This window comes from Eubacterium album (genome assembly GCF_025336545.1).
In the GTDB taxonomy this organism is placed as follows: Bacteria; Bacillota; Clostridia; order Lachnospirales; family Lachnospiraceae; genus Eubacterium_U; species Eubacterium_U album.
Genome location: NZ_JAODBU010000009.1, coordinates 81,229 through 102,000, shown reverse-complemented (window position 1 = coordinate 102,000; position 20,772 = coordinate 81,229). Strand labels below are relative to the sequence as shown.

19 protein-coding genes are annotated in these 20,772 nt (G+C 34.0%); 13 read left to right on the top strand and 6 right to left on the bottom strand.

All coding sequences use genetic code 11. The features are described 5' to 3' along the window. Positions 1 to 96 precede the first annotated feature (96 nt). Positions 97 to 1,380, top strand: a complete 1,284-nt coding sequence (locus tag N5B56_RS10475) for a leucine-rich repeat domain-containing protein (RefSeq protein WP_260978897.1) — start codon at positions 97 to 99, stop codon at positions 1,378 to 1,380. 855 nt (positions 1,381 to 2,235) lie between these two features. On the opposite strand, the gene N5B56_RS10470 is transcribed toward N5B56_RS10475, so the two are convergent. Further along, positions 2,236 to 2,781: an NADH peroxidase gene (locus N5B56_RS10470; RefSeq protein ID WP_022088974.1), complete on the bottom strand. Its 546-nt coding sequence runs from the start codon at positions 2,779 to 2,781 to the stop codon at positions 2,236 to 2,238. Positions 2,782 to 2,823: 42 nt separating this feature from the next. Then, positions 2,824 to 3,204: a Fur family transcriptional regulator gene (locus tag N5B56_RS10465; protein WP_022088973.1), complete on the bottom strand. Its 381-nt coding sequence runs from the start codon at positions 3,202 to 3,204 to the stop codon at positions 2,824 to 2,826. Between the two features lie 486 nt (positions 3,205 to 3,690). Between N5B56_RS10465 and glpK the strand changes: the two genes are divergently transcribed. Both glpK and N5B56_RS10455 read left to right on the top strand, forming a co-directional pair. After that, positions 3,691 to 5,184, top strand: coding sequence for a glycerol kinase GlpK (glpK, locus tag N5B56_RS10460; RefSeq protein WP_147586663.1), 1,494 nt, complete (start codon positions 3,691 to 3,693; stop codon positions 5,182 to 5,184). Between the two features lie 121 nt (positions 5,185 to 5,305). Continuing rightward, on the top strand, positions 5,306 to 6,238 hold the full coding sequence (locus N5B56_RS10455) for a glycosyltransferase family 2 protein (protein WP_022088971.1): 933 nt from the start codon (positions 5,306 to 5,308) through the stop codon (positions 6,236 to 6,238). 183 nt (positions 6,239 to 6,421) lie between these two features. Here the strand turns inward: N5B56_RS10455 and gltA are convergent, their stop codons facing one another. Both gltA and N5B56_RS10445 read right to left on the bottom strand, forming a co-directional pair. Next, positions 6,422 to 7,810 (bottom strand): NADPH-dependent glutamate synthase, encoded by a 1,389-nt coding sequence (gene gltA / locus N5B56_RS10450; RefSeq protein ID WP_022088970.1) that lies wholly within the window; start codon positions 7,808 to 7,810, stop codon positions 6,422 to 6,424. After that, entirely contained in the window at positions 7,810 to 8,655 is an 846-nt protein-coding gene (locus tag N5B56_RS10445) for a sulfide/dihydroorotate dehydrogenase-like FAD/NAD-binding protein (RefSeq protein WP_022088969.1), read from the bottom strand. Before N5B56_RS10445 ends, gltA begins: the two co-directional genes overlap by 1 nt. Before the next feature lie 522 nt (positions 8,656 to 9,177). Between N5B56_RS10445 and thiS the strand changes: the two genes are divergently transcribed. The 5 genes from thiS (at position 9,178) to N5B56_RS10420 (ending at position 12,942) form a co-directional block, all read left to right on the top strand. After that, positions 9,178 to 9,372, top strand: a complete 195-nt coding sequence (thiS, locus tag N5B56_RS10440; protein WP_260978896.1) for a sulfur carrier protein ThiS — start codon at positions 9,178 to 9,180, stop codon at positions 9,370 to 9,372. Positions 9,373 to 9,587: 215 nt separating this feature from the next. After that, the gene (locus tag N5B56_RS10435; RefSeq protein WP_147586667.1) at positions 9,588 to 10,358 is read left to right on the top strand and encodes a thiazole synthase; all 771 of its coding nucleotides are present in this window, start codon (positions 9,588 to 9,590) and stop codon (positions 10,356 to 10,358) included. Positions 10,359 to 10,464: 106 nt separating this feature from the next. After that, entirely contained in the window at positions 10,465 to 11,601 is a 1,137-nt protein-coding gene (gene thiH / locus N5B56_RS10430; RefSeq protein ID WP_346432198.1) for a 2-iminoacetate synthase ThiH, read from the top strand. A gap of 130 nt (positions 11,602 to 11,731) precedes the next feature. Next, positions 11,732 to 12,355 carry a thiamine phosphate synthase gene (locus N5B56_RS10425; RefSeq protein ID WP_022088965.1) on the top strand — a complete coding sequence of 208 codons (624 nt, stop codon included), beginning with the start codon at positions 11,732 to 11,734 and terminating at the stop codon, positions 12,353 to 12,355. A gap of 170 nt (positions 12,356 to 12,525) precedes the next feature. Further along, entirely contained in the window at positions 12,526 to 12,942 is a 417-nt protein-coding gene (locus N5B56_RS10420) for a PH domain-containing protein (protein WP_260978894.1), read from the top strand. Positions 12,943 to 13,166: 224 nt separating this feature from the next. Here N5B56_RS10420 and N5B56_RS10415 read toward each other — a convergent pair whose 3' ends face one another. Then, the gene (locus tag N5B56_RS10415) at positions 13,167 to 13,850 is read right to left on the bottom strand and encodes a TIGR00266 family protein (RefSeq protein WP_022088963.1); all 684 of its coding nucleotides are present in this window, start codon (positions 13,848 to 13,850) and stop codon (positions 13,167 to 13,169) included. 311 nt (positions 13,851 to 14,161) lie between these two features. Between N5B56_RS10415 and N5B56_RS10410 the strand changes: the two genes are divergently transcribed. Continuing rightward, on the top strand, positions 14,162 to 15,436 hold the full coding sequence (locus N5B56_RS10410) for an adenylosuccinate synthase (RefSeq protein ID WP_022088962.1): 1,275 nt from the start codon (positions 14,162 to 14,164) through the stop codon (positions 15,434 to 15,436). A gap of 424 nt (positions 15,437 to 15,860) precedes the next feature. Here the strand turns inward: N5B56_RS10410 and N5B56_RS10405 are convergent, their stop codons facing one another. Beyond that, positions 15,861 to 16,049, bottom strand: coding sequence for a hypothetical protein (locus N5B56_RS10405; RefSeq protein ID WP_260978893.1), 189 nt, complete (start codon positions 16,047 to 16,049; stop codon positions 15,861 to 15,863). 263 nt (positions 16,050 to 16,312) lie between these two features. Between N5B56_RS10405 and N5B56_RS10400 the strand changes: the two genes are divergently transcribed. The 4 genes from N5B56_RS10400 to N5B56_RS10385 all read left to right on the top strand — a co-directional run bounded on the left by N5B56_RS10400 (position 16,313) and on the right by N5B56_RS10385 (position 20,721). Then, positions 16,313 to 16,825, top strand: coding sequence for an SEC-C metal-binding domain-containing protein (locus N5B56_RS10400; RefSeq protein ID WP_022088960.1), 513 nt, complete (start codon positions 16,313 to 16,315; stop codon positions 16,823 to 16,825). A gap of 203 nt (positions 16,826 to 17,028) precedes the next feature. Continuing rightward, positions 17,029 to 17,772 (top strand): class I SAM-dependent DNA methyltransferase, encoded by a 744-nt coding sequence (locus N5B56_RS10395; protein WP_260978892.1) that lies wholly within the window; start codon positions 17,029 to 17,031, stop codon positions 17,770 to 17,772. A 57-nt stretch (positions 17,773 to 17,829) separates the two neighbouring features. Further along, complete coding sequence (hslO, locus tag N5B56_RS10390; protein WP_022088958.1) at positions 17,830 to 18,699, top strand: Hsp33 family molecular chaperone HslO; 870 nt, start codon at positions 17,830 to 17,832, stop codon at positions 18,697 to 18,699. Between the two features lie 195 nt (positions 18,700 to 18,894). Further along, positions 18,895 to 20,721 (top strand): family 16 glycosylhydrolase, encoded by a 1,827-nt coding sequence (locus tag N5B56_RS10385; protein ID WP_260978891.1) that lies wholly within the window; start codon positions 18,895 to 18,897, stop codon positions 20,719 to 20,721. The last annotated feature ends 51 nt before the right edge of the window (positions 20,722 to 20,772 follow it).

Sequence of the window (20,772 nt, the reverse complement as noted above, 5' to 3'; positions counted from 1 at the left end):
TAAATAAGAAATGTCACATATACTAAATGTTGCAAAGACGATATTGTTATGTTAAAATTAATCGGAACTAAAAATGTATTAATTAATGGAGGGTATATGAACAAGAAAAAAATTTTAGTTGTTTTAACTGCAATGATTATTAGCTTATGTGCAGTATTTGTAACTGTTGACGCAGCCACTAAGGTAAAGCTTACTAAGAAAAGTGTAGCTATGTATGAAGGTGACAGCATATTTTTAAAGGTTAAGGGAACAAAGTCTAAGATTAAGTGGAGCAGTAAGAATAAAAAGGTAGCCGTAGTTACTAAAAAAGGAAAGGTTAAGGCAGTAAAGAAAGGTAGAACTGTAATTTATGCTAAATTTGGGAAGAAAGTATTAAAATGCAAGATTATAGTTAATGAAAAGGTGACAAATAAAGATGTTATTAAGAATGATAATAAAGATACAATTGTAAATGAGACTACTACTAAAGAATCTATTATTAAAGAAGCGGTAAAAGAAGAAGTCACAACGAAAAGGCCATCTGATAACGGGACAGATAATGAAGAAGAAACGAACAATAACATTACCATAGGGAAATGGATAGTGATGGATTTAGATGGAAGATATGCAATAGAAGGTTATCATGGAAGTGATAAAGAAATAACTGTTCCTAATGAACTTAATGGCGTGAAAGTGTGGTTGATTGATTCTGACGCATTTATGGACAATATGGATGTAGAGAAAGTCGTAGTTTCATATGGAATTCAGATTGTCAGAAGTTCAGCTTTTGAAGGATGTGATTATTTAAAGACAGTTGTTTTACCGGAAAGTGTTACAGGAATAGGTGATAGAGCATTTAAAAATTGTTATGAGTTAGAGAGTGTTAATGTGCCATCGGGTGTAGAGACTATAGGTGAAGAGACATTTATGGGTTGCAGTTCTTTAACTAGTATACAGTTACCTGATGATTTAGAAGAAATTGATAGTAGCGCATTTAATGGAAGTGGAATTACAAATATTGTTATTCCTGATAAAGTTACAGCTATTCTTTCTAAAACGTTTATGAATTGTAAAAATTTAGAAAGCGTTACTTTAGGAAAGAAAACAAGAGCAATTGGATTTCTTTCATTTGAAAATTGCTCAAGTTTGAAAAATATTGTTTTACCGGAAACTTTAGAAAAAATAGGAATGAGAGCTTTTGCCGGATGTACTTTCTTAGAAAGTGTAACTGTTTATGCGGGAGAAGTAGATATACTGAAAGATGCATGGATTAAAAATCCTAATTATTCTAGGGATGAAGAGCCAATACCTCTTGAATGTACAATTATTGGAGTTAAAGGTTCTCTTGTAGAGGCCTATGCCATAGAATATGGATTAAAGTTCGAGGAGATAGAGGAGTAGGAGTTTTTATTAAGTTGAAGTAATAGATACATCATTATTTATGCACATTTTATTCTAAATAAAATTATTGAGGGCGAAATATCTATCGGTAGTAATTTTTCATATTTTTATATTAGTGAATTTTGTAAATAAATAATGAGATTAAGCTGATGCACAAACAATTTGTTGCAACAATTTAGCGGATTTGATATGATATCTTTGGGTACTACCTAGAAACGGTAGGCGGTTAGTCCTTCAGAAGAGGGACTAAATCCTCTGATTACATGGAAATCTTCATAGGAAGAAATCTGGATTTACTTAATGAGTGATTTTGAGATTTTATACATAGTGTTGATGATTATTTCGATTATAGTTACCATACTTATAGAATATATAAATAACTTAAAAAAGTAACCGCCGTCTGCAAATGGTTTGGTTACTTTTTTAACTAAAATATTTGTGACTAACCGTCTATCGGTAGTACCTTTTTCTATATCTATAGTATCAAATTTATATAAATAATTCAATGGTAAATTACGAGCAGTTTATGTCGCAATATTAAAAAAAGCCGAGCACCATTCATAGCCCTGCGGGCTATTTCATGGACGGCTGTCGTATAAATTACGAGCAACATCCAGCTCGAATCCGCTTCGCTACTTCTCGCTGGAGATTGTCACAACATTAAAAAAGCCGAGCACCATTCATAGCCCTGCGGGCTATTTCATGGACGGCTGTCGTATAAATTACGAGCAACCTCCAGCTCGAATCCGCTTCACTACTTCTCGCTGGAGATTGTCACAACATTAAAATAAAATAGCTTACACCTTTGTGAGTAAACTCCCAGGTGTAAGCTATTTATTTTAACGTTGCTCGTAATTAGCCAAAGTATCTCTTTAATAAGCCTTCGAATGCTTTGCCGTGTCTTGCTTCGTCTCTTGCCATTTCATGTACTGTGTCATGGATTGCATCGAGGTTTGCAGCTTTTGCTCTCTTTGCGAGGTCAAATTTTCCAGCTGTTGCACCGTGTTCAGCTTCAACTCTCATTTCAAGGTTTTTCTTTGTGCTGTCTGTTACAACTTCACCGAGTAATTCTGCAAATTTAGCAGCGTGTTCAGCTTCTTCATAAGCAGCTTTTTCCCAGTATAAACCGATTTCAGGATATCCTTCTCTATGAGCAACTCTTGCCATTGCAAGGTACATTCCAACTTCTGAGCATTCACCTTCAAAGTTTGCTCTTAAGTCAGCAAGAATATCTTCGCTTACTCCCTGAGCTACACCTACAACGTGTTCTGCAGCCCATTCTTTTTCGCCTTCTTCAACTTTGTTAAACTTATCTGCACCTACACCACATACTGGACACTTTTCAGGTGCTGAATCTCCTTCATGTACATAACCACATACTGAACATACAAATTTTGCCATTTTTAATTCCTCCATTATATATAATTATTTTTTAGTGACTTACTAATCTTTCTTATTGCACTTAGGACAAATGCCGTAGTAGTAAGTTTGGTGACCTTTTATTATTCCGTCAAAATGATCTTGAGCTATCTTGTTAATCTGTAACTCTTTCATAAATATATCTTCAACTTTACCGCATTCTGTGCAGATGAAGTGGTAGTGGGGTTCTGTGTGCCCATCAAAATGTTCCTTACCATCGCCTAATTTTAATGAAAGGACTTCACCTTGTTCAACCAGAAATGAAAGATTACGATATACAGTTCCAAGACTGATGTTAGGAAGTATTAGCTTAACACTTGCATAAACATCGTCTGCTGTAGGATGATCATATCGGCTTAATAAGTTTTCTCTGATTAACTCACGTTGCTTACTGTATTTGACCATTTGCTTTCCTCCATAACAATAATAGTAACGATTACTGATATTATAATATCTAATGAATCCTAATTTGTCAACACTTATTTTTAAAAATATGATAAAATATTTAGCTATTATGTTAGGGAAATATGACATCGGGGTAAAAAGCAATCGCCTTTAATGAGCGTATCGGGACGTGCCTAAGAATTTTTGCCAGCTTATGTTCATGTGGATTTAGACATTTTGACTCTGTTATAATAAAACATTTAACAATTGTGAATTGAAAAATGGAGGAAACGTAGTAAATGAAAGACGAAAAATCATTTGCAATGCAAGCATGAATTCTTGCATTTATAAAGAATAAATTTACAATATAAAAAGAAAATATTAATATTTCATCTTAATAAAATATGGTACAATTATATATGAGTTTTAGAACGTGAAAATAATGAAGGAGGAGCGTAATTTAAATATTTCTGTGTGATGATTATTTGGAATTACGCGAAGTTACATATGGAAAAATACATTATGGCACTTGATCAGGGAACTACAAGTTCAAGATGCATTTTGTTTAATAAAAAAGGTGAAATAATAGCTCAGGCAAATCAGGAATTTACACAAATATTCCCAAAACCCGGCTGGGTTGAACATGATCCGGAAGAAATTTGGCTGACACAGTTACTTTCAATAAGAAAAGTAATGAATATGGCTGGAGTTAGTGGCAATAATATAGAAGCAATAGGAATCACTAATCAGCGAGAAACTACAATTGTGTGGGACAGGAATACAGGAAAACCGGTGTATAATGCGATTGTATGGCAGTGTAGAAGAACTGCTGATATTATTGATGATTTGGAAAAACAGGGAAAGAGTGATTTGATAAAGAAAAAGACAGGATTGATTCCCGATGCTTATTTCTCAGGGACAAAGATTAAATGGATTTTAGACAATGTTTCCGGAGTGAGAAAGAGAGCGGAAGCGGGAGAACTTGTATTTGGAACTATTGATACATGGCTTATATGGAAATTAAGTGGTGGAAGTGTTCATGTAACAGATTATACAAATGCTTCAAGAACAATGTTATTTAACATTAAGGAATTGAAATGGGATAATGAATTGCTTGAATTGTTAAACATACCAAAGCAAATGCTTCCTGAGGTTAAACCTTCAAGTGGAATATTTGGTTATGCAAGCAAAGATATATTGGGAAATAATATTCCGATTACAGGAGTGGCAGGAGACCAGCAGGCAGCATTGTTTGGACAGGGATGTTTTGAAAAAGGCGATGTTAAAAATACATATGGAACAGGATGCTTTTTATTGATGAATACAGGAAACACACCTGTTGAATCGCAAAATGGGCTTATTACAACAATAGCAGCATCAACCGATGCAAAAGTTGAGTATGCACTTGAAGGTAGTGTTTTTGTAGCGGGAGCAGCGATTCAGTGGCTTCGTGATGAAATGAAACTTGTGGAAAGTGCACCGGAGAGTGAGGATATGGCTTCTAAAGTTGAAGATACAAATGGAGTTTATGTTGTACCTGCTTTTACAGGTTTGGGCGCTCCATATTGGAAGCAGAATGCCCGTGGAATGGTTGTAGGACTTACAAGAGGAACAAGCAGAGAACATTTTGTAAGGGCAACACTTGAGTCATTGGCATATCAGACATATGATTTGGTAAAGGCAATGGAAAGTGATTCAGATACTTCAATTAATTCGTTAAAAGTAGACGGAGGAGCTTGCGCAAATAACCTTCTTATGCAATTCCAGTCAAATATATTGCAGACAAATGTAGCACGCCCAAATGTAATTGAAACTACAGGTTTAGGTGCAGCATATCTTGCAGGACTTGCAACAGGGTATTGGGCAAGCAAGGAAGAAATAAAAGCCAATATGGGAATTGAAAAAACATTTGAGCCTGATATGGATAAAAAAAAGGTAGAAAGAATGGTAAAAGGGTGGCATAAAGCTGTCAAATGTGCCATTTTCTATAGTGAAGAATAAGTTAAAAACGAAAGTTTTCTGACTATATGAAGATTTAAAATAAATAATAAAGCAATTAAGATGATAAGTATTTACTAATGCAGTATTAAAAATAATTGGACTACAAGGAGAAACTAAAAAAATGAGTATTTTATCGGTGGTAATTCCGGCATACAATGAGGGAGCGATGCTTCATAAAACAGCAAATGTTGTATCAACTATTTTAGAGGAAAATAATATAGATTATGAAATAGTATTTGTAAATGATGGCTCAAAAGATAATACATGGGAAGAAATTGAAATAGCAAGTAAGGCTAATCCAAAAGTTAAAGGAATTTGCTTCTCAAGAAATTTTGGAAAAGAAGGAGCAGTATTTGCGGGGCTTGAATTCGCTCATGGTGATTGTTGCGCAGTTATGGATTGCGATTTGCAGCATCCGCCTGAAACTTTAGTGGAAATGTATAAACTTTGGAAGCAGGGATTTCAGGTTGTTGAAGGAGTAAAGGCGACAAGAGGAAAAGAAAGTGCAATTCATAAATTATTTGCAAAGACATTTTATAAAATTATAAGTGATGCAACAAAGATTGATATGTCAAGGGCATCAGATTTTAAACTGTTAGATAGACAGGTTGTAGATGCGTTTATTGCTTTACCTGAAAGACAGGTATTTTTCAGAGCATTGTCATCATGGGTTGGATTTAAAACTACATATGTGGAATTCGATGTCCAGGAAAGAGAAGCCGGAGTATCAAAATGGTCATTTAAATCTCTTTTTAAATATGCAATTAACAATATTACGTCATTTACAGTTGCACCTATGCAGATAGTTACCGGTTGTGGGATGTTTTTATTTGTGTTCTCTATTATTTTCGGAATTTTTTCATTAGTGAAATATTTTAGTGGAAAATCATTAGAAGGATTTACAACAGTTATTTTACTTTTACTTATTATAGGTAGTATTTTGATGATGAGTTTAGGTGTAATTGGTTTCTATATTTCAAAGATTTATGAGGAAGTAAAAATGAGACCACGATACATTGTGGCAAAAACAACAGATGATAATAATGAAAAATAACTGATGGCATAAGTTATAAAAAGACCTGTTCAATTTAATATACATTTAAGATTATAAATGTATATTAAATTGAGCAGGTCTTTTTTATATAGTCGGGGTCAAAAATCCTTGACTTTGATGCCTACGGATTGTCATACGCTACGCATTTAAACACACCCTGGCATTTTATTATATATTAATTAATTATTTATTCTGTAAGTAAGCATCAATGCTTTCAGCAGCCTGTTTTCCTGCACCCATAGCAAGGATAACAGTAGCAGCACCTGTAACAGCATCTCCACCTGCGTAGATTCCTTCACGTGTTGTCTGAAGAGTTTCTTCGTTTACAACTAAACATCCACGCTTATTTGCTTCCAAACCTTCAGTAGTTGTTCTGATTAATGGGTTTGGTGAAGTACCGATTGACATGATAACTGTATCAACATCAAGTTCAAAATTACTTCCTTCAACTTCGATAGGACGTCTTCTTCCTGAAGCATCAGGCTCACCAAGTTCCATTTTAACGCATTCCATTTTAGAAACACGACCATTTTCGTCGCCGATAAGTTTTACAGGATTATTTAAGTTCTTGAAGATGATTCCTTCTTCAATTGCATGATGAACTTCTTCCTTACGTGCAGGCATTTCTTCCATACCACGACGGTAAACTACGTATACATTTTCAGCACCAAGACGCTTTGCAGTTCTTGCAGCATCCATAGCAACATTACCACCACCTACAACAGCAACATTTTTGCTCTTAATAATAGGTGTATCATATTCAGGTAAGTAAGCTTTCATAAGGTTAGCACGTGTTAAGTATTCATTTGCTGAATAAACACCGATTAAAGCTTCGCCTTCGATTCCCATAAATGATGGAAGTCCGGCACCTGAACCTACGAAACATGCTTCATAGCCCATATCAAAAATTTCATCGATTGAAAGAACCTTACCTACAACCATATTTGTCTCAATGTCAACACCAAGAGCAGCAAGGTTATCAACTTCCTTCTGAACGATAGCCTTTGGAAGTCTGAATTCAGGGATACCGTAAACTAAAACACCACCGGCTTTGTGGAATGCTTCAAATATAGTAACCTGGTAACCTTTCTTAGCTAAATCTCCGGCACATGTAAGTCCTGAAGGACCGGCACCGATAACAGCAACTTTTCTTCCGTTGCTAACAGGTTTTTCCGGTGCAGCAAGGCTGTTTGCCATATGGTAATCAGCACAGAATCTTTCCAAACGTCCGATTGCTACAGGTTCACCCTTTATACCACGAACACAATTTCCTTCGCACTGTGATTCCTGTGGACATACACGACCACATACAGCAGGAAGCCCGTTTGTGCTTGTAATGATTTCATAAGCTTTTTCAAATTCTCCGGCAGCTACCTGTTCAACGAATTCAGGAATTCTAACATTTACAGGACAACCGTTTACACATGGTTTGTGCTTACAATTTAAACATCTTGTTGCTTCTTCAATAGCCATTTCAGGAGTGTATCCCATGGCAACTTCTTCAAAATTCTTATTTCTTACATTTGGTTCCTGCTCAGGCATAGGAACTTTTGTTAAAGACATATTTGCCATTATTTGTCACCTCCAGCCATTTTATACATACGACAATGTTCTTTGTCGTGAGCTTCTTTTTCTTTATATGTAGAATTACGTTTCATTAATTCATCAAAATCAACTTTATGTCCGTCAAAGTCAGGACCGTCTACACATGCAAATTTAATTTTTCCATCTACAGTAACACGACATCCACCACACATACCTGTTCCATCAATCATAATAGGGTTTAATGAAACTAAAGTTTTAATATTGTATGGTTCTGTTACTTTTGCAACGAATTTCATCATAGGAACAGGTCCGATGGCGATAACTAAATCATAGTCATTTCCGGCATCGATAAGGCTTTGTAATTTGTTTGTTACAAATCCCTGTTCGCCATAAGAACCATCATCAGTTGTTATATATAAATTGTCGCAAACATCCTTGAATTCATCTTCAAGAATAACGATATCTTTATTTCTAAATCCGGCGATAACATCAACCTTAGCACCATTATTAAATAAAGCTTTAGCTGATGGGTAAGCGATGGCACATCCAACACCACCACCGATAACGCAGGCTTTCTTTACTCCGTCTAATTCTGTTGCTGCACCTAATGGCCCAACAAAATCTAATAAAGCGTCTCCTTCATTTAACTTAGAAAGAATCATTGTTGTCTGACCTACAATCTGGAAAATGATTGTTACAGAACCCTTTTTGGGATCTGTATCTGCGATTGTAAGAGGCATTCTTTCACCATATTCATCAATACGAAGAATAATAAACTGTCCAGCTTTTGCTTTTTTTGCGATAAAAGGTGCTTCTATTTCTAAAAGTACAACTGTATCGTTAAGCTGTTTTCTTCTTAAAATTTTGTACATAGTAAACTCCTTAACATAATAAATATTTATATTCTACTTAAAATCTTCACTAGTATACCATAGTAGGAAAAAGTACGCAATTCCAAAAACTGCATAAATATAGAAAGAATTGTATAAAAATCCTGTTATTGAGCAAAAATAGAAAGTTAAAATTATATCAATTATGTAATTTGTCAAAAAAATTGCTTTTGAAAAAATAGATTTAGTATAAGCAACAATTTTAAGCCAATAAAGCATGTTGACAATTAAATTTATGTATTTTATACTTTAAGACGAGTCTAAAATAGATTAAATAAAGTCAAGACTTAAGAACAGTAAATGATGTTAGAAAAAAGTGTGGCTTGTAGGAGATAATATACAAAGCATTCATACAATTTTGACATCATTAAATTAAAATAATTTAAATTTAAATATTGTACAGTTGAGATTGAACAGGAGTTCATGAAGGGGTACACCACCACGGGTGTAGTTTCTTTGTGGACTCCTTTTTTATTTGGCTAGTGATATGGAAGGAGGAAAATAATGAAGATAAATGGAAAAGATTTTGTTTTGAATAAATCAACTACAGTAAGCGAGTATTTAGAAAAAAACGGATATGTTCAGGCACATATAGTTGTTGAATTAAATGAAAAGATTTTGCCAAAAGATATGTATGAAAGAACATATTTAAAAGACGAAGACTGCCTTGAAATCCTAACTTTTATGGGTGGAGGCTGATTTGAAAATATAATATGTCAGGCTAAGATGTTTAATTAAGCAGGAAAAATTATAGCGATATGAAACTGTGACATTTAAGCAGGAAAAATTATAGCGATATGAAACTGTGACATTTAAGCAGGAAAAATTATAGCGATAGGTAATTGCAACATTTATTTTAAGAATATTGTAGAGTTAAGATTTTGATTTAGAAGCAGTGTTAAAGGAGGAACATTATGAATAAGGATACATATTCAATTGGAGGACATGAGTTTGAATCTCGTTTTATTTTGGGATCAGGAAAATTTTCTCTTGATTTAGTTAAAGCATGTATTGAAAAAGCACAGACACAGATTGTTACATTAGCACTTCGCCGTGCAAATGAAGGTGGAATGGCAAATATACTGGATTACATTCCGGACAATGTTACTTTATTACCTAACACATCAGGAGCAAGGAATGCAAATGAAGCAGTAAGAATTGCACGTCTGGCAAGAGAAATGGGATGTGGCAATTTTGTTAAATTAGAAGTAGTTCATGATTCTAAATACTTGCTTCCGGATAACTATGAGACGATTAAAGCAACAGAAATTTTAGCAAAAGAAGGATTTGTTGTTATGCCATATATGTATCCTGATTTGAATGCAGCAAGGGCGTTAAAAGAAGCAGGGGCAGCCTGCATAATGCCGTTAGGAGCTCCAATTGGTTCAAATAAAGGACTTGCAACAAAAGAGTTTATCCAGATACTTATAGATGAAATTGATTTGCCAATTATTGTAGATGCAGGAATTGGACGACCTTCACAGGCGTGTGAGGCAATGGAAATGGGAGCTACTGCTGTAATGGCAAATACGGCAATTGCTACTTCAGGAGACGTGGAAGTTATGGCTGAAGCATTTAAGAAAGCAATTGAGGCCGGAAGAAGTGCATATCTAGCCGGACTTGGACAGACTATAGAAAAAGGTGCAAGTGCATCATCACCATTAACAGGATTTTTGCATGATTAACAGGAGGCTTTAAAAAATGAAAAATGAACAGAATAACAATCATGTAAATGAGAGTATTTTAAGCGAACAGATTTTAGAAGACCAGAAGAAAAACAGAATTAATCATATGGAATATTTGCCGGGGATGGAAAACATCGGTTCAGAAATAATGGATAAAGTTGTTAGCGAAATGAACAATTATGACTATGACAAATATACAGAATATGATGTAAAGAGAGCACTTAACAATACAGAAAGAAGTGTTGAGGATTTTAAGGCGTTACTATCACCGGCAGCGCTTCCATTTATTGAAGAGATAGCCAAGGCAGCACAGATAGAAACAAGAAAACATTTTGGAAACAGCACTTATATGTTTACACCAATTTATATTGCAAATTATTGTGAAAATTACTGTATTTACTGCGGATTTAACTGCCACAATAAAATAAAACGAGCTTGCCTTAATGATGAAGAAATAGATAGGGAAATGAAGGCAATCGCTGATACAGGACTTCAGGAAATTTTGATTTTAACAGGGGAGAGCCGTGCAAAATCAACAGTTGAATATATTGGAAATGCCTGCAAAATAGCAAGAAAATATTTTAAGGTAATCGGACTTGAAATTTATCCTGTAAACTCAGACGAATATGCATATTTGCATGAATGTGGAGCTGATTATGTTACGGTATTTCAGGAAACTTATAATTCAGACAAATATGAAACTTTGCATTTAGCGGGGCATAAGAGAATTTTCCCATATAGAGTGAATGCACAGGAGAGAGCATTAAAAGGTGGCATGAGAGGTGTTGGATTCGGTGCACTTTTAGGACTTGATGACTTTAGAAAAGATGCATTTGCTACAGGATATCATGCATATCTTTTACAGAGAAAATATCCACATGCAGAGATTGCGTTTTCGTGTCCAAGATTGCGACCGATTATTAATAACGATAGAATTAATCCTATGGATGTTCACGAGACTCAGCTTTTGCAGGTTGTATGCGCATACAGATTATTTATGCCATTTGCAAGCATAACAGTATCAACAAGAGAATGTGCAAGAGTCAGAGATAATCTTGTTCAGATAGCCGCTACTAAGATTTCAGCCGGCGTTAGTACAGGAATTGGAAGTCATGCAAAGGACATTGAAGATAAAGGTGATGACCAATTTGAAATTTCCGACGGACGTTCGGTTGATGAAATATATAATGATTTATTAAAGGTTGGAATGCAACCTGTAATGAGTGATTATATTTATGTATAGCAGATGGAGTTTATGAGCTATTTTAGAAAAGTAAGAAAACTTATAAATGCTTATTATGCATAACACACAAAATTTGTTATGTATAACAAGTGGAAGGGAAGAGAGTTTATTTTTGTGGTAGGTGAAGTTTATGAGTGACACATATGAAAATAAAATCAAAGAAAACGGATATATAAATGATAAAGTTATATGCGTTACAAACAGACATTTAAGCGAAAAGTCATTAGCCAGGCAGGTAGAAATAGTGTGCAAATTTCATCCAAAAGCTATAATTTTGAGAGAAAAAGATTTGCCGGAGGATGAGTATATGACTCTTGCAAATGAGATACTTGATATTTGCAAAAAAAATAATGTTAAGTGCATATTACATTTTTATCCTAATGTGGCAAAAAAGTTAGAGTGTGATGCAATCCATCTGCCTCTTTTTAAACTTAGAGAAAATCAGAAATGCTTATCAGGATTTAAAATAATAGGGACTTCGGTTCATTCGGTAGAGGAAGCAATTGAAGCACAAAATCTAGGTGCGACATACATAAGTGCAGGACATATATTTGCAACAGATTGCAAAAAAGGTGTTCCACCAAGAGGATTAGAATTTTTAAAAGAAGTGTGTCAAGCGGTAAACATTCCGGTCTATGCAATTGGGGGAATTAAGCTGTCAGATGAACAAATAAAGTTAATTACAGATTGTGGGGCAGCAGGCGGATGTATAATGTCAGGAATGATGAAACTGAAATTAGAAGATATGGAATAAAGATTTTGCCAGGAATGATGAAACTGAAATTAGGAGATATGGAATAAAGATTTTGCCAGTTGATTAAAAAATGAGAAAGACTATCAGGAGATAATTAGTTTACATATTACAGAAATTTTATTAAAATAAAATGAGTAATTAATAACAAAGATAGAAATGAGGGTTTTATTATGAGCAGAGTAATAGAAGAAAACGGACGAAGAAGCACAGAAAAGGAATTGTGGTCAGATAAGAAAAGAACAATATTTGGACTTCCAATTTCATTTACAAAATATACACTTACAGATACGAGACTTATTATTAAAAGCGGATTTTTAAACATTAAAGAAGATGAAATCATGCTTTACAGAATTACAGACATTACATATAAGGCAAGTCTTTGGGAAAGAATGTTTGGAGTTGGCAAATTGTTCTGTGATTCAGCTGATAAATCAGCAACTAATTTTATTGTTGGACCTATAAAGGAGGCTGTAAAGGTAAGAGATTTGCTTTCTGATAATGTAGATGAACAGAGAGATAAAAAACGTATCAGAGGAAATGAATTTTTCAATGATTCAATGGATGATGACATGGATTTACAGAATTAATATGATGACATGAAGTTGAATAATGAGAAATCATAGTCATATAAAATCAAGAAAGTTAAAATTATTTTGTAAAATTCAATCTAGAGATAATGAATTATAAATAAAAAGCACCTATCCTTCAACAAACGTGAAACAATTTCAAATTTTAGATTTGAATTTGCATAATACACTATAGTTGTAAAAGGTAGGTGCTTTTATGTTTATATTTTTAATTTAAACAAAAATTATTTTGAAGATGTTGGGATGTACTGGGCAAGTGTAGATGCCATATTTGAAATAGGCATTGTCTGAAGCCATACTCTTCCAGGACCTGTAATATATGTATTGAAAATTCCTTCGCCACCAAATAAGATGTTCTTTACGCCAGGAACAGTCTTAATATCCATCTGACAGCTTTCAGACATAGCTGCAAGATGTCCTGTGTCTACAACAATTTGTTGACCTGCTTCAAGATTATATTCAACAACATGACCATCAAATTCTGCAAATACAATTCCGTTGCCTGCAACCTTTTGCATGATGAAGCCTTCACCACCAAATAAACCTGAACCTAATTTTTTTCTAAAATGCATAGAAAGTTCAACTCCACGTGATGAAGCTAAGAATGCAGATTTTTGTAAGATCATTGCATTGCCTGGAGTTATTTCAAATGCTTTAATAGAACCCGGAAAACATGAAGCAACAGCAATTTCACCGGGACCACCTTGGGCTGTGTAAATATTTTGAAATAAGGTATCTCCTGAAAATGCTCTTCCAAGTACTTTTCCAATTCCACCATTAGTAGTTGTTTCCATTAACATGTTTGGTGACATCCATGACATTCCACCACCTTCGGTAATAATGCTTTCACCGGCTTCAAGATTCATAATTACAACCGGGAGTGTATCTCCCTCAATACGATAATTCATAAAAATCCTCCTTATATATGTTTATATTTTGTATTTCTTTTTAATATACGGACTGTTATGTGCTAGATATTTGTAAAATCTTATCTGACATTTAAAAGTATTATAGCATATACTTACCGATAATGTGTAAGAACCAGATGCAGATTAAGAAATTTATAAGGTTTATAAACATTTACTAGCATTTTTTGCAGTTAGATAGTATAATGTATGTGGTCAAACCATGGGCTTTAGTTATGTAAACCATATTTTAGGAGTTTGACTAATACAGGTAAACAGTTATTTACCAGGTACAAAGTTTAGGAGGATACTAAATGGTAAGAGCAATAGTAGGTGCCAACTGGGGCGATGAAGGTAAAGGTAAAATTACAGACATGCTTGGTGAAAAGTCTGATATAATCGTTAGATTTCAGGGAGGAAGCAATGCAGGTCATACAATTATAAATGACTATGGTAAATTTGCATTACATTTACTTCCATCAGGTGTATTTTACCAGCATACAACATGTATTATCGGTAATGGTGTTGCACTCAATATTCCATACCTTCAGAAAGAAATAGATGAAATAGTTTCAAAGGGTGTTCCAAAACCACACATCCTTGTTTCAGACAGAGCACAGATTCTTATGCCATATCATATTGATTTTGATGCTTACGAAGAAGAAAGACTTGGAGGAAAGTCATTTGGCTCAACAAAGTCAGGTATTGCTCCATTTTATTCAGATAAATATGCAAAGATTGGTTTCCAGGTTTCAGAATTGTTTGATGATGACATTTTAAAAGAAAAAGTATATAGAGTAGCAGAAATGAAAAATGTTATGCTTGAACATATGTATCACAAACCATTAATTGACCCTGAAGAATTATTAAAGACATTACATGAGTACAGAGATATCGTTGAACCATATGTTGCTGATACATCATTATTTATCAGCAATGCATTAAAAGAAGGCAAAACAGTTCTTTTAGAAGGACAGTTAGGTTCATTAAAAGATCCTGATTTTGGTATTTACCCAATGGTTACATCTTCTTCAACACTTGCAGCATATGGTGCAATTGGAGCAGGTATTCCACCATATGAAATTAAAGATATTATTACTGTTGTTAAGGCATATTCAAGTGCAGTAGGAGCAGGTGAATTCGTAAGTGAAATATTTGGAGATGAAGCAGATGAACTTAGACGCCGTGGTGGTGACGGTGGTGAATTCGGAGCTACAACAGGTCGTCCAAGAAGAATGGGATGGTTTGATGCAGTTGCTTCAAGATACGGATGTAGAATGCAGGGTGCTACAGAAGTTGCACTTACAGTATTAGACGTACTTGGATATTTAGATGAAATTCCAGTATGTGTAGGATATGAAATAGATGGAGAAGTTACAAGAGACTTCCCTGTAACAGCAAAGCTTGCAAAAGCAAAACCTGTTTATAAAGTACTTCCTGGATGGAAAGAAGAAATCAGAGGAATTACAGAATATGACAAGCTTCCGGAAAACTGCCGTAAATACATTGAATTTATAGAAAAAGAATTAGAAGTACCAATCACAATGGTATCAAACGGACCGGGAAGACATGAAATCATATACAGATAGGCAATGAGCCATCGCACAAAAATAGAGAGAGATACACGATGTGAGTTTACTCACAAGAGAGTATCTCTCTCTATTTTTGTATGTGGCGAAGCCACTGACGAAATAGACCGAAGGTCTATGAGTACAGATGGCGAATTGCCTGTCTGTATATGTTACAAAAAAGAAAGAGATTAAAAGGGCGAAGCCACTGACGAAATAGACCGAAGGTCTATGAGTACAGATGGCGAATTGCCTGTCTGTATATGTTACAAAAAAGAAAGAGATTAAAAGGGCGAAGCCACTGACGAAATAGACCGAAGGTCTATGAGTACAGATGGCACATTGCCTATCTATGATGCCCAAGTTGGAGAATAAAAATATCCGAAAAAACAAGTCTAAATGCTTACGCATAATAATAGAATTGCCAGTCTCCATCTAAATGTAACTATTTCCTACCTAAAACCTTAGCTATCAGTAAAATAGCGTATATCAAACATGGAAGAACAACGATGCTCCATGCACAGGCCATAAATGCTGAATTGTTTCCCATTATCGCAAAAACAAGACATGCAATAATTAAAACAGCAAGAATTCCAATTGTAGCAAAAACCAAAATTTTTTTAATTTTATCCATAAGAATGCTCCTTTAAGAAGTAATATTATTTCTTTATATACAAATACTTTTTGTATTATAGAATAATAAATTAGAAAATAAAAGCATAAAAGTAACAAAAATATTATTTAATAAGAAAAATCTAATAAAAAGTTTTATTGCAATTATTAACATTTATTCGTATAATATCTAAAGTATGCGTAGTTTGTTTACGCAAATCAATTAAAAATGTAATTACAGATATTAAATTATAATGAAAGTTAAGTTATGGAGGAATTTGCGTAATGGCAGAGAAAAAGTACTTATTAGAAACTTGGAGAGAGATTGCTTACAATCAGAATCAGACGCAGCAGCAGTTTGATGCATTTTGGGATGCATATTTTGTTCAGGAAAAAGAAGTTTACAAAGATATTCTTGGAAACAAAGATGTTGTAGTAAAAGGAACTATTAAAGAACTTGCTGATAAGTACAATATGGAAGTACTTACAATGGTAGGATTTTTAGATGGAATTAATGACAGCTTAAAGGTATCTAACCCAATTGATACATTTGAAGAAGATACAGAAGTAAGTCTTGAATATGATCCTGAATTATTATACAAGAACATGGTTGAAGCTAAGGCAGATTGGTTATACGGCTTAGAAGAATGGAATGACATTCTTACACCAGAAAGACAGAAGGAATTATATAGAGAACAGAAAAAGTCAGGAACAATCGTTAAGGAAAAGAAGATTGGACGTAATGATCCATGCCCATGTGGAAGTGGAAAGAAATACAAATTCTGTTGTGGAAGATAATTATAGGGCGGTCCGGCTGTTAGCTTGGCCGCTTTAGTTTATTATGGACTTTAGTCTGAGTAAGACAATCACGCAGCGTGTGATTGTTTTAGAACTATAAACCACCTGCTATGCGTGTGGTGACATTGTATATTTTTATATTAGCTTTAAGGTAAACTATTATGGTTTTAGTCAAAAGAATGTTATAGTTTTAGGAGAAAAATATGGATGCTTATACCGGATTTGCCGCAGTTTATGATGAATTAATGGATAATATTCCATATGAGGAATGGGGCAAATATTTAATAGAATTATTAAATGAATATGAAGTGAAGGATGGAATTGTATTAGACCTTGGTTGTGGCACAGGAAATATAACAGAGATTCTTGCAAATAATGGTTATGACATGATTGGAGTAGACAACTCTCAGGAAATGCTTAATATAGCGATGGAAAAAAGAGGTGACGATACATCTATATTGTATTTGCTTCAGGATATGAGGGGATTTGAATTATATGGAACAGTTGCTGCAGTTGTAAGCATTTGCGATTCGCTAAATTATCTTACTGAATATGAAGATGTTGTAGAAACATTTAAACTCGTAAGAAATTATTTAGACCCGGGAGGAATTTTCATATTTGACTTAAATACTGTTGGAAAGTTTGAACAGATTGGAGAGTCAGTAATAGCGGAAGACAGAGAAGACTGTAGCTTTATTTGGGAAAATACATTTTATGAAGAAGAGCGCATAAATGAATATAATTTGTCAATATTTGTTCAGGGTGAAGATGGCAGATATGACAAATTTACGGAAAATCATTATGAAAAAGCTTATTATTTAGAAGAAATACGTCAGGCTTTAGAGGAAGCAGGACTTGAATATATAACGGCGTATGAGGCATTTACTAAAAATCTGGCAAATGATAATCAGGAAAGGGTTTATGTGATTGCCAGAGCAAATAAGTAAAAATAGAAAAACAATCGAGGAAATGAAATATAGAAATAAAAATAAAGGAGAAATTAAATGAGCGAAGATTATATTGTAAGAGCAATGGCGGCTGATAATCAGATTAGAGCATTTGCAATTACATCAAGAAATATAGTAGAAACAGCAAGACAGCATCATAATACGAGTCCCGTTGCAACAGCAGCTCTTGGAAGACTTCTTACAGGAGGAGCGATGATGGGTGTTATGATGAAAGGTGATAATGACATCCTTACACTTATGATGAAAGGTGATGGACCGATAAATGGAGTTACGGTAACAGCTGATTCTCATGGAAATGTAAAAGGATATGTAGGAAATCCGAATGTAATCATTCCTGCAAATTATGCAGGAAAATTAGATGTAGGAGCTGCAATTGGTTATGGAACATTAACTGTAATTAAAGATATGGGATTAAAGGAACCGTATTCAAGTCAGGTGCCGCTTGGTACAAGTGAAGTCGCAGAAGATTTAACATATTATTTTGCTACATCAGAACAGGTTCCTTCAGCAGTAGCGTTAGGTGTTCTGATGGAAAAAAATAACACAGTAAAGCAGGCAGGAGGATTTATAGTACAGCTTATGCCATTTGCTGAAGAAGAAGTAATATCTGCATTGGAAGAAAAAATAGCAAAGATAACTTCAGTAACAGATATGCTTGAAAAGGGAATGACACCGGAAGATATCTTAGAATTTGTATTAGGAGATTTAGGCGTAGAAATAACGGATAAGGTGCCAACGCAGTTTTATTGCAACTGCAGTAAAGAGAGAGTTACAAAGGCATTAATGGGAATTAACAAGGCTGAAATTAAAGATATGATTAATGAGGGTAAGGACATTGAAGTGAATTGTCATTTCTGTAACACAAATTATAATTTTAGTGTTGAAGAATTAAAAAAATTACTGTAAAAAAGTTTTTAGTAAATAAATTATGACCTATTGTTTGCAAAAGTAAAATTGTAAATATTAGGTCTTTATTTATATAAGTAAACAAATTTGTAAGAAAATAGGTGAAAATTAACAAAAAATATTGTAAAAAACGTTTTCATTTGTTTAAATATACATATATCATAAAAAGAGAAAATGATTTAGGAGAAAAGAAATATGAGAAAGTGGTTTAGAAAATGTATGGCGTCATTGTGCGCTGCAACAATTGCGTTCAGTGGAATGTATATTGTTGGAAACGAAAGTACAAAAGATGTAAAGGCCGACGGAGAATACCAGTTGGTGTGGAGTGATGAATTTGATGGTACAGAGCTTAATAGAAATAATTGGAATGTAGAAGTTAACGGTAATGGTGGAGGAAATAATGAACTTCAGTATTATGTTGACCGTACAAACAATATTCAGGTTAGTGATGGCACATTAAAGATTACTGCCAGAAAAGAAAACTATGGTGGTAAAAGTTATACTTCAGGAAGAATTAATTCTAAAGGAAAACAGGAATTTAAATATGGAAAAATTGAAGCTAGAATGAAACTTCCAAGATTTTCAGGAATTTGGCCGGCTTTTTGGACACTCGGGGCAAATTATAGTTCTGTAGGATGGCCTAAATGTGGTGAAATGGACATTATGGAAGCAATAAATGATAATAATACGGTATTTGCAAATCTTCATTGGTCATATAAAAATAGTCAGGCTGATACAAAAGGAAAAACATATGATGTAGGCGATAGAACCCAATGGCACACATATGGAATGGAGTGGGATGAGAATAGTGCTGCATTTTATGTTGATGGATATGTATATGAAAGATATACCATTTCAACACAGTCTGAAATGGAGGAATTTAGAAAAGCTCAATTTATTATATTAAATCTTGCTGTAGGTGGACAACTCCCAGGATATAATATTAATCAAAATGGTTTTCCTGCAACAATGGAAGTTGACTGGGTAAGGGTTTATCAGAAGCCTGAGAAGGAATCAACAAAATATACAGGTCCAACAATTACAGTTAACCAGGATGCAATAGGTGAATATACAGGTGCATGGACTTCATTCTTTGGACAAACATGGTGTGGAACTTATGGAAATGTAATTGGTAATGGAGCTAAGGTAACTGATGGGGTTACTATAAATGTAACAGATGCAGGAATAATACAAGGTGATAGTCAGTGGAGTGCTCAGGCGAATATAGAAGGATTAAAATACTATGCCGGAAATGATTACGTATTAAAATGTACATTAGTTTCAACTGAAAGCAAAAAAGTATTTGTAAAAATTGCAGGAGACGATGAAGAGTCAATTAGTGGAGAATACATTACATTGGTAAAAAACCAGCCATATAACTATGAGAAAAAAGTGAGCATACCAAGTGATTATGCAGGAAAGCTTGATTTGAAATTTGGATTTGGAAGAAGTGATGGGGATCCAATGGCTCAGAATGGAAGTTTTATTGCAAAAATAACGAATTTATCATTTTCAACAACGGCAGTAATTCCTGACCCAAGTTATGCAGAAACGACAACTAATAATGGAAATAGTGGGAACAACAGCACAACTAATAATGGAAATAGTGGGAACAACAGCACAACTAATAATGGAAATGCCGGTAATAATGAAACAAATAACAGTAATATAAATAACACAGACATAACTAACAATGTTTCTGATGTAAATAATATTGATAACATTTCTATACAGCAGATTCAGAATAGTAAAACTAAAATAATTAGTGCAAAGAGCAAAAAGAAGAGAAGCGTAAAAATAATTATTAAAAAGCAGACTAATGTTACAGGCTATGTTATCAAATATAGTACAAATAAAAAATATTATGGCTATAACACAAAGCAGATAAAAAAGAATATTTATAACTTTAAAAAACTTAGCTCAAATAAAAAATATTATTTTAAGGTCAGAGCTTACATAAAACAGGATGGAAAGAAAATTTACGGAAAATGGAGCAAGAGTAAAAAAGTAAGAGTTAAATAATATAAGAAATGACTGGACTTTCAGACTTTAGAGTGCTAAAATGTGAAAGAG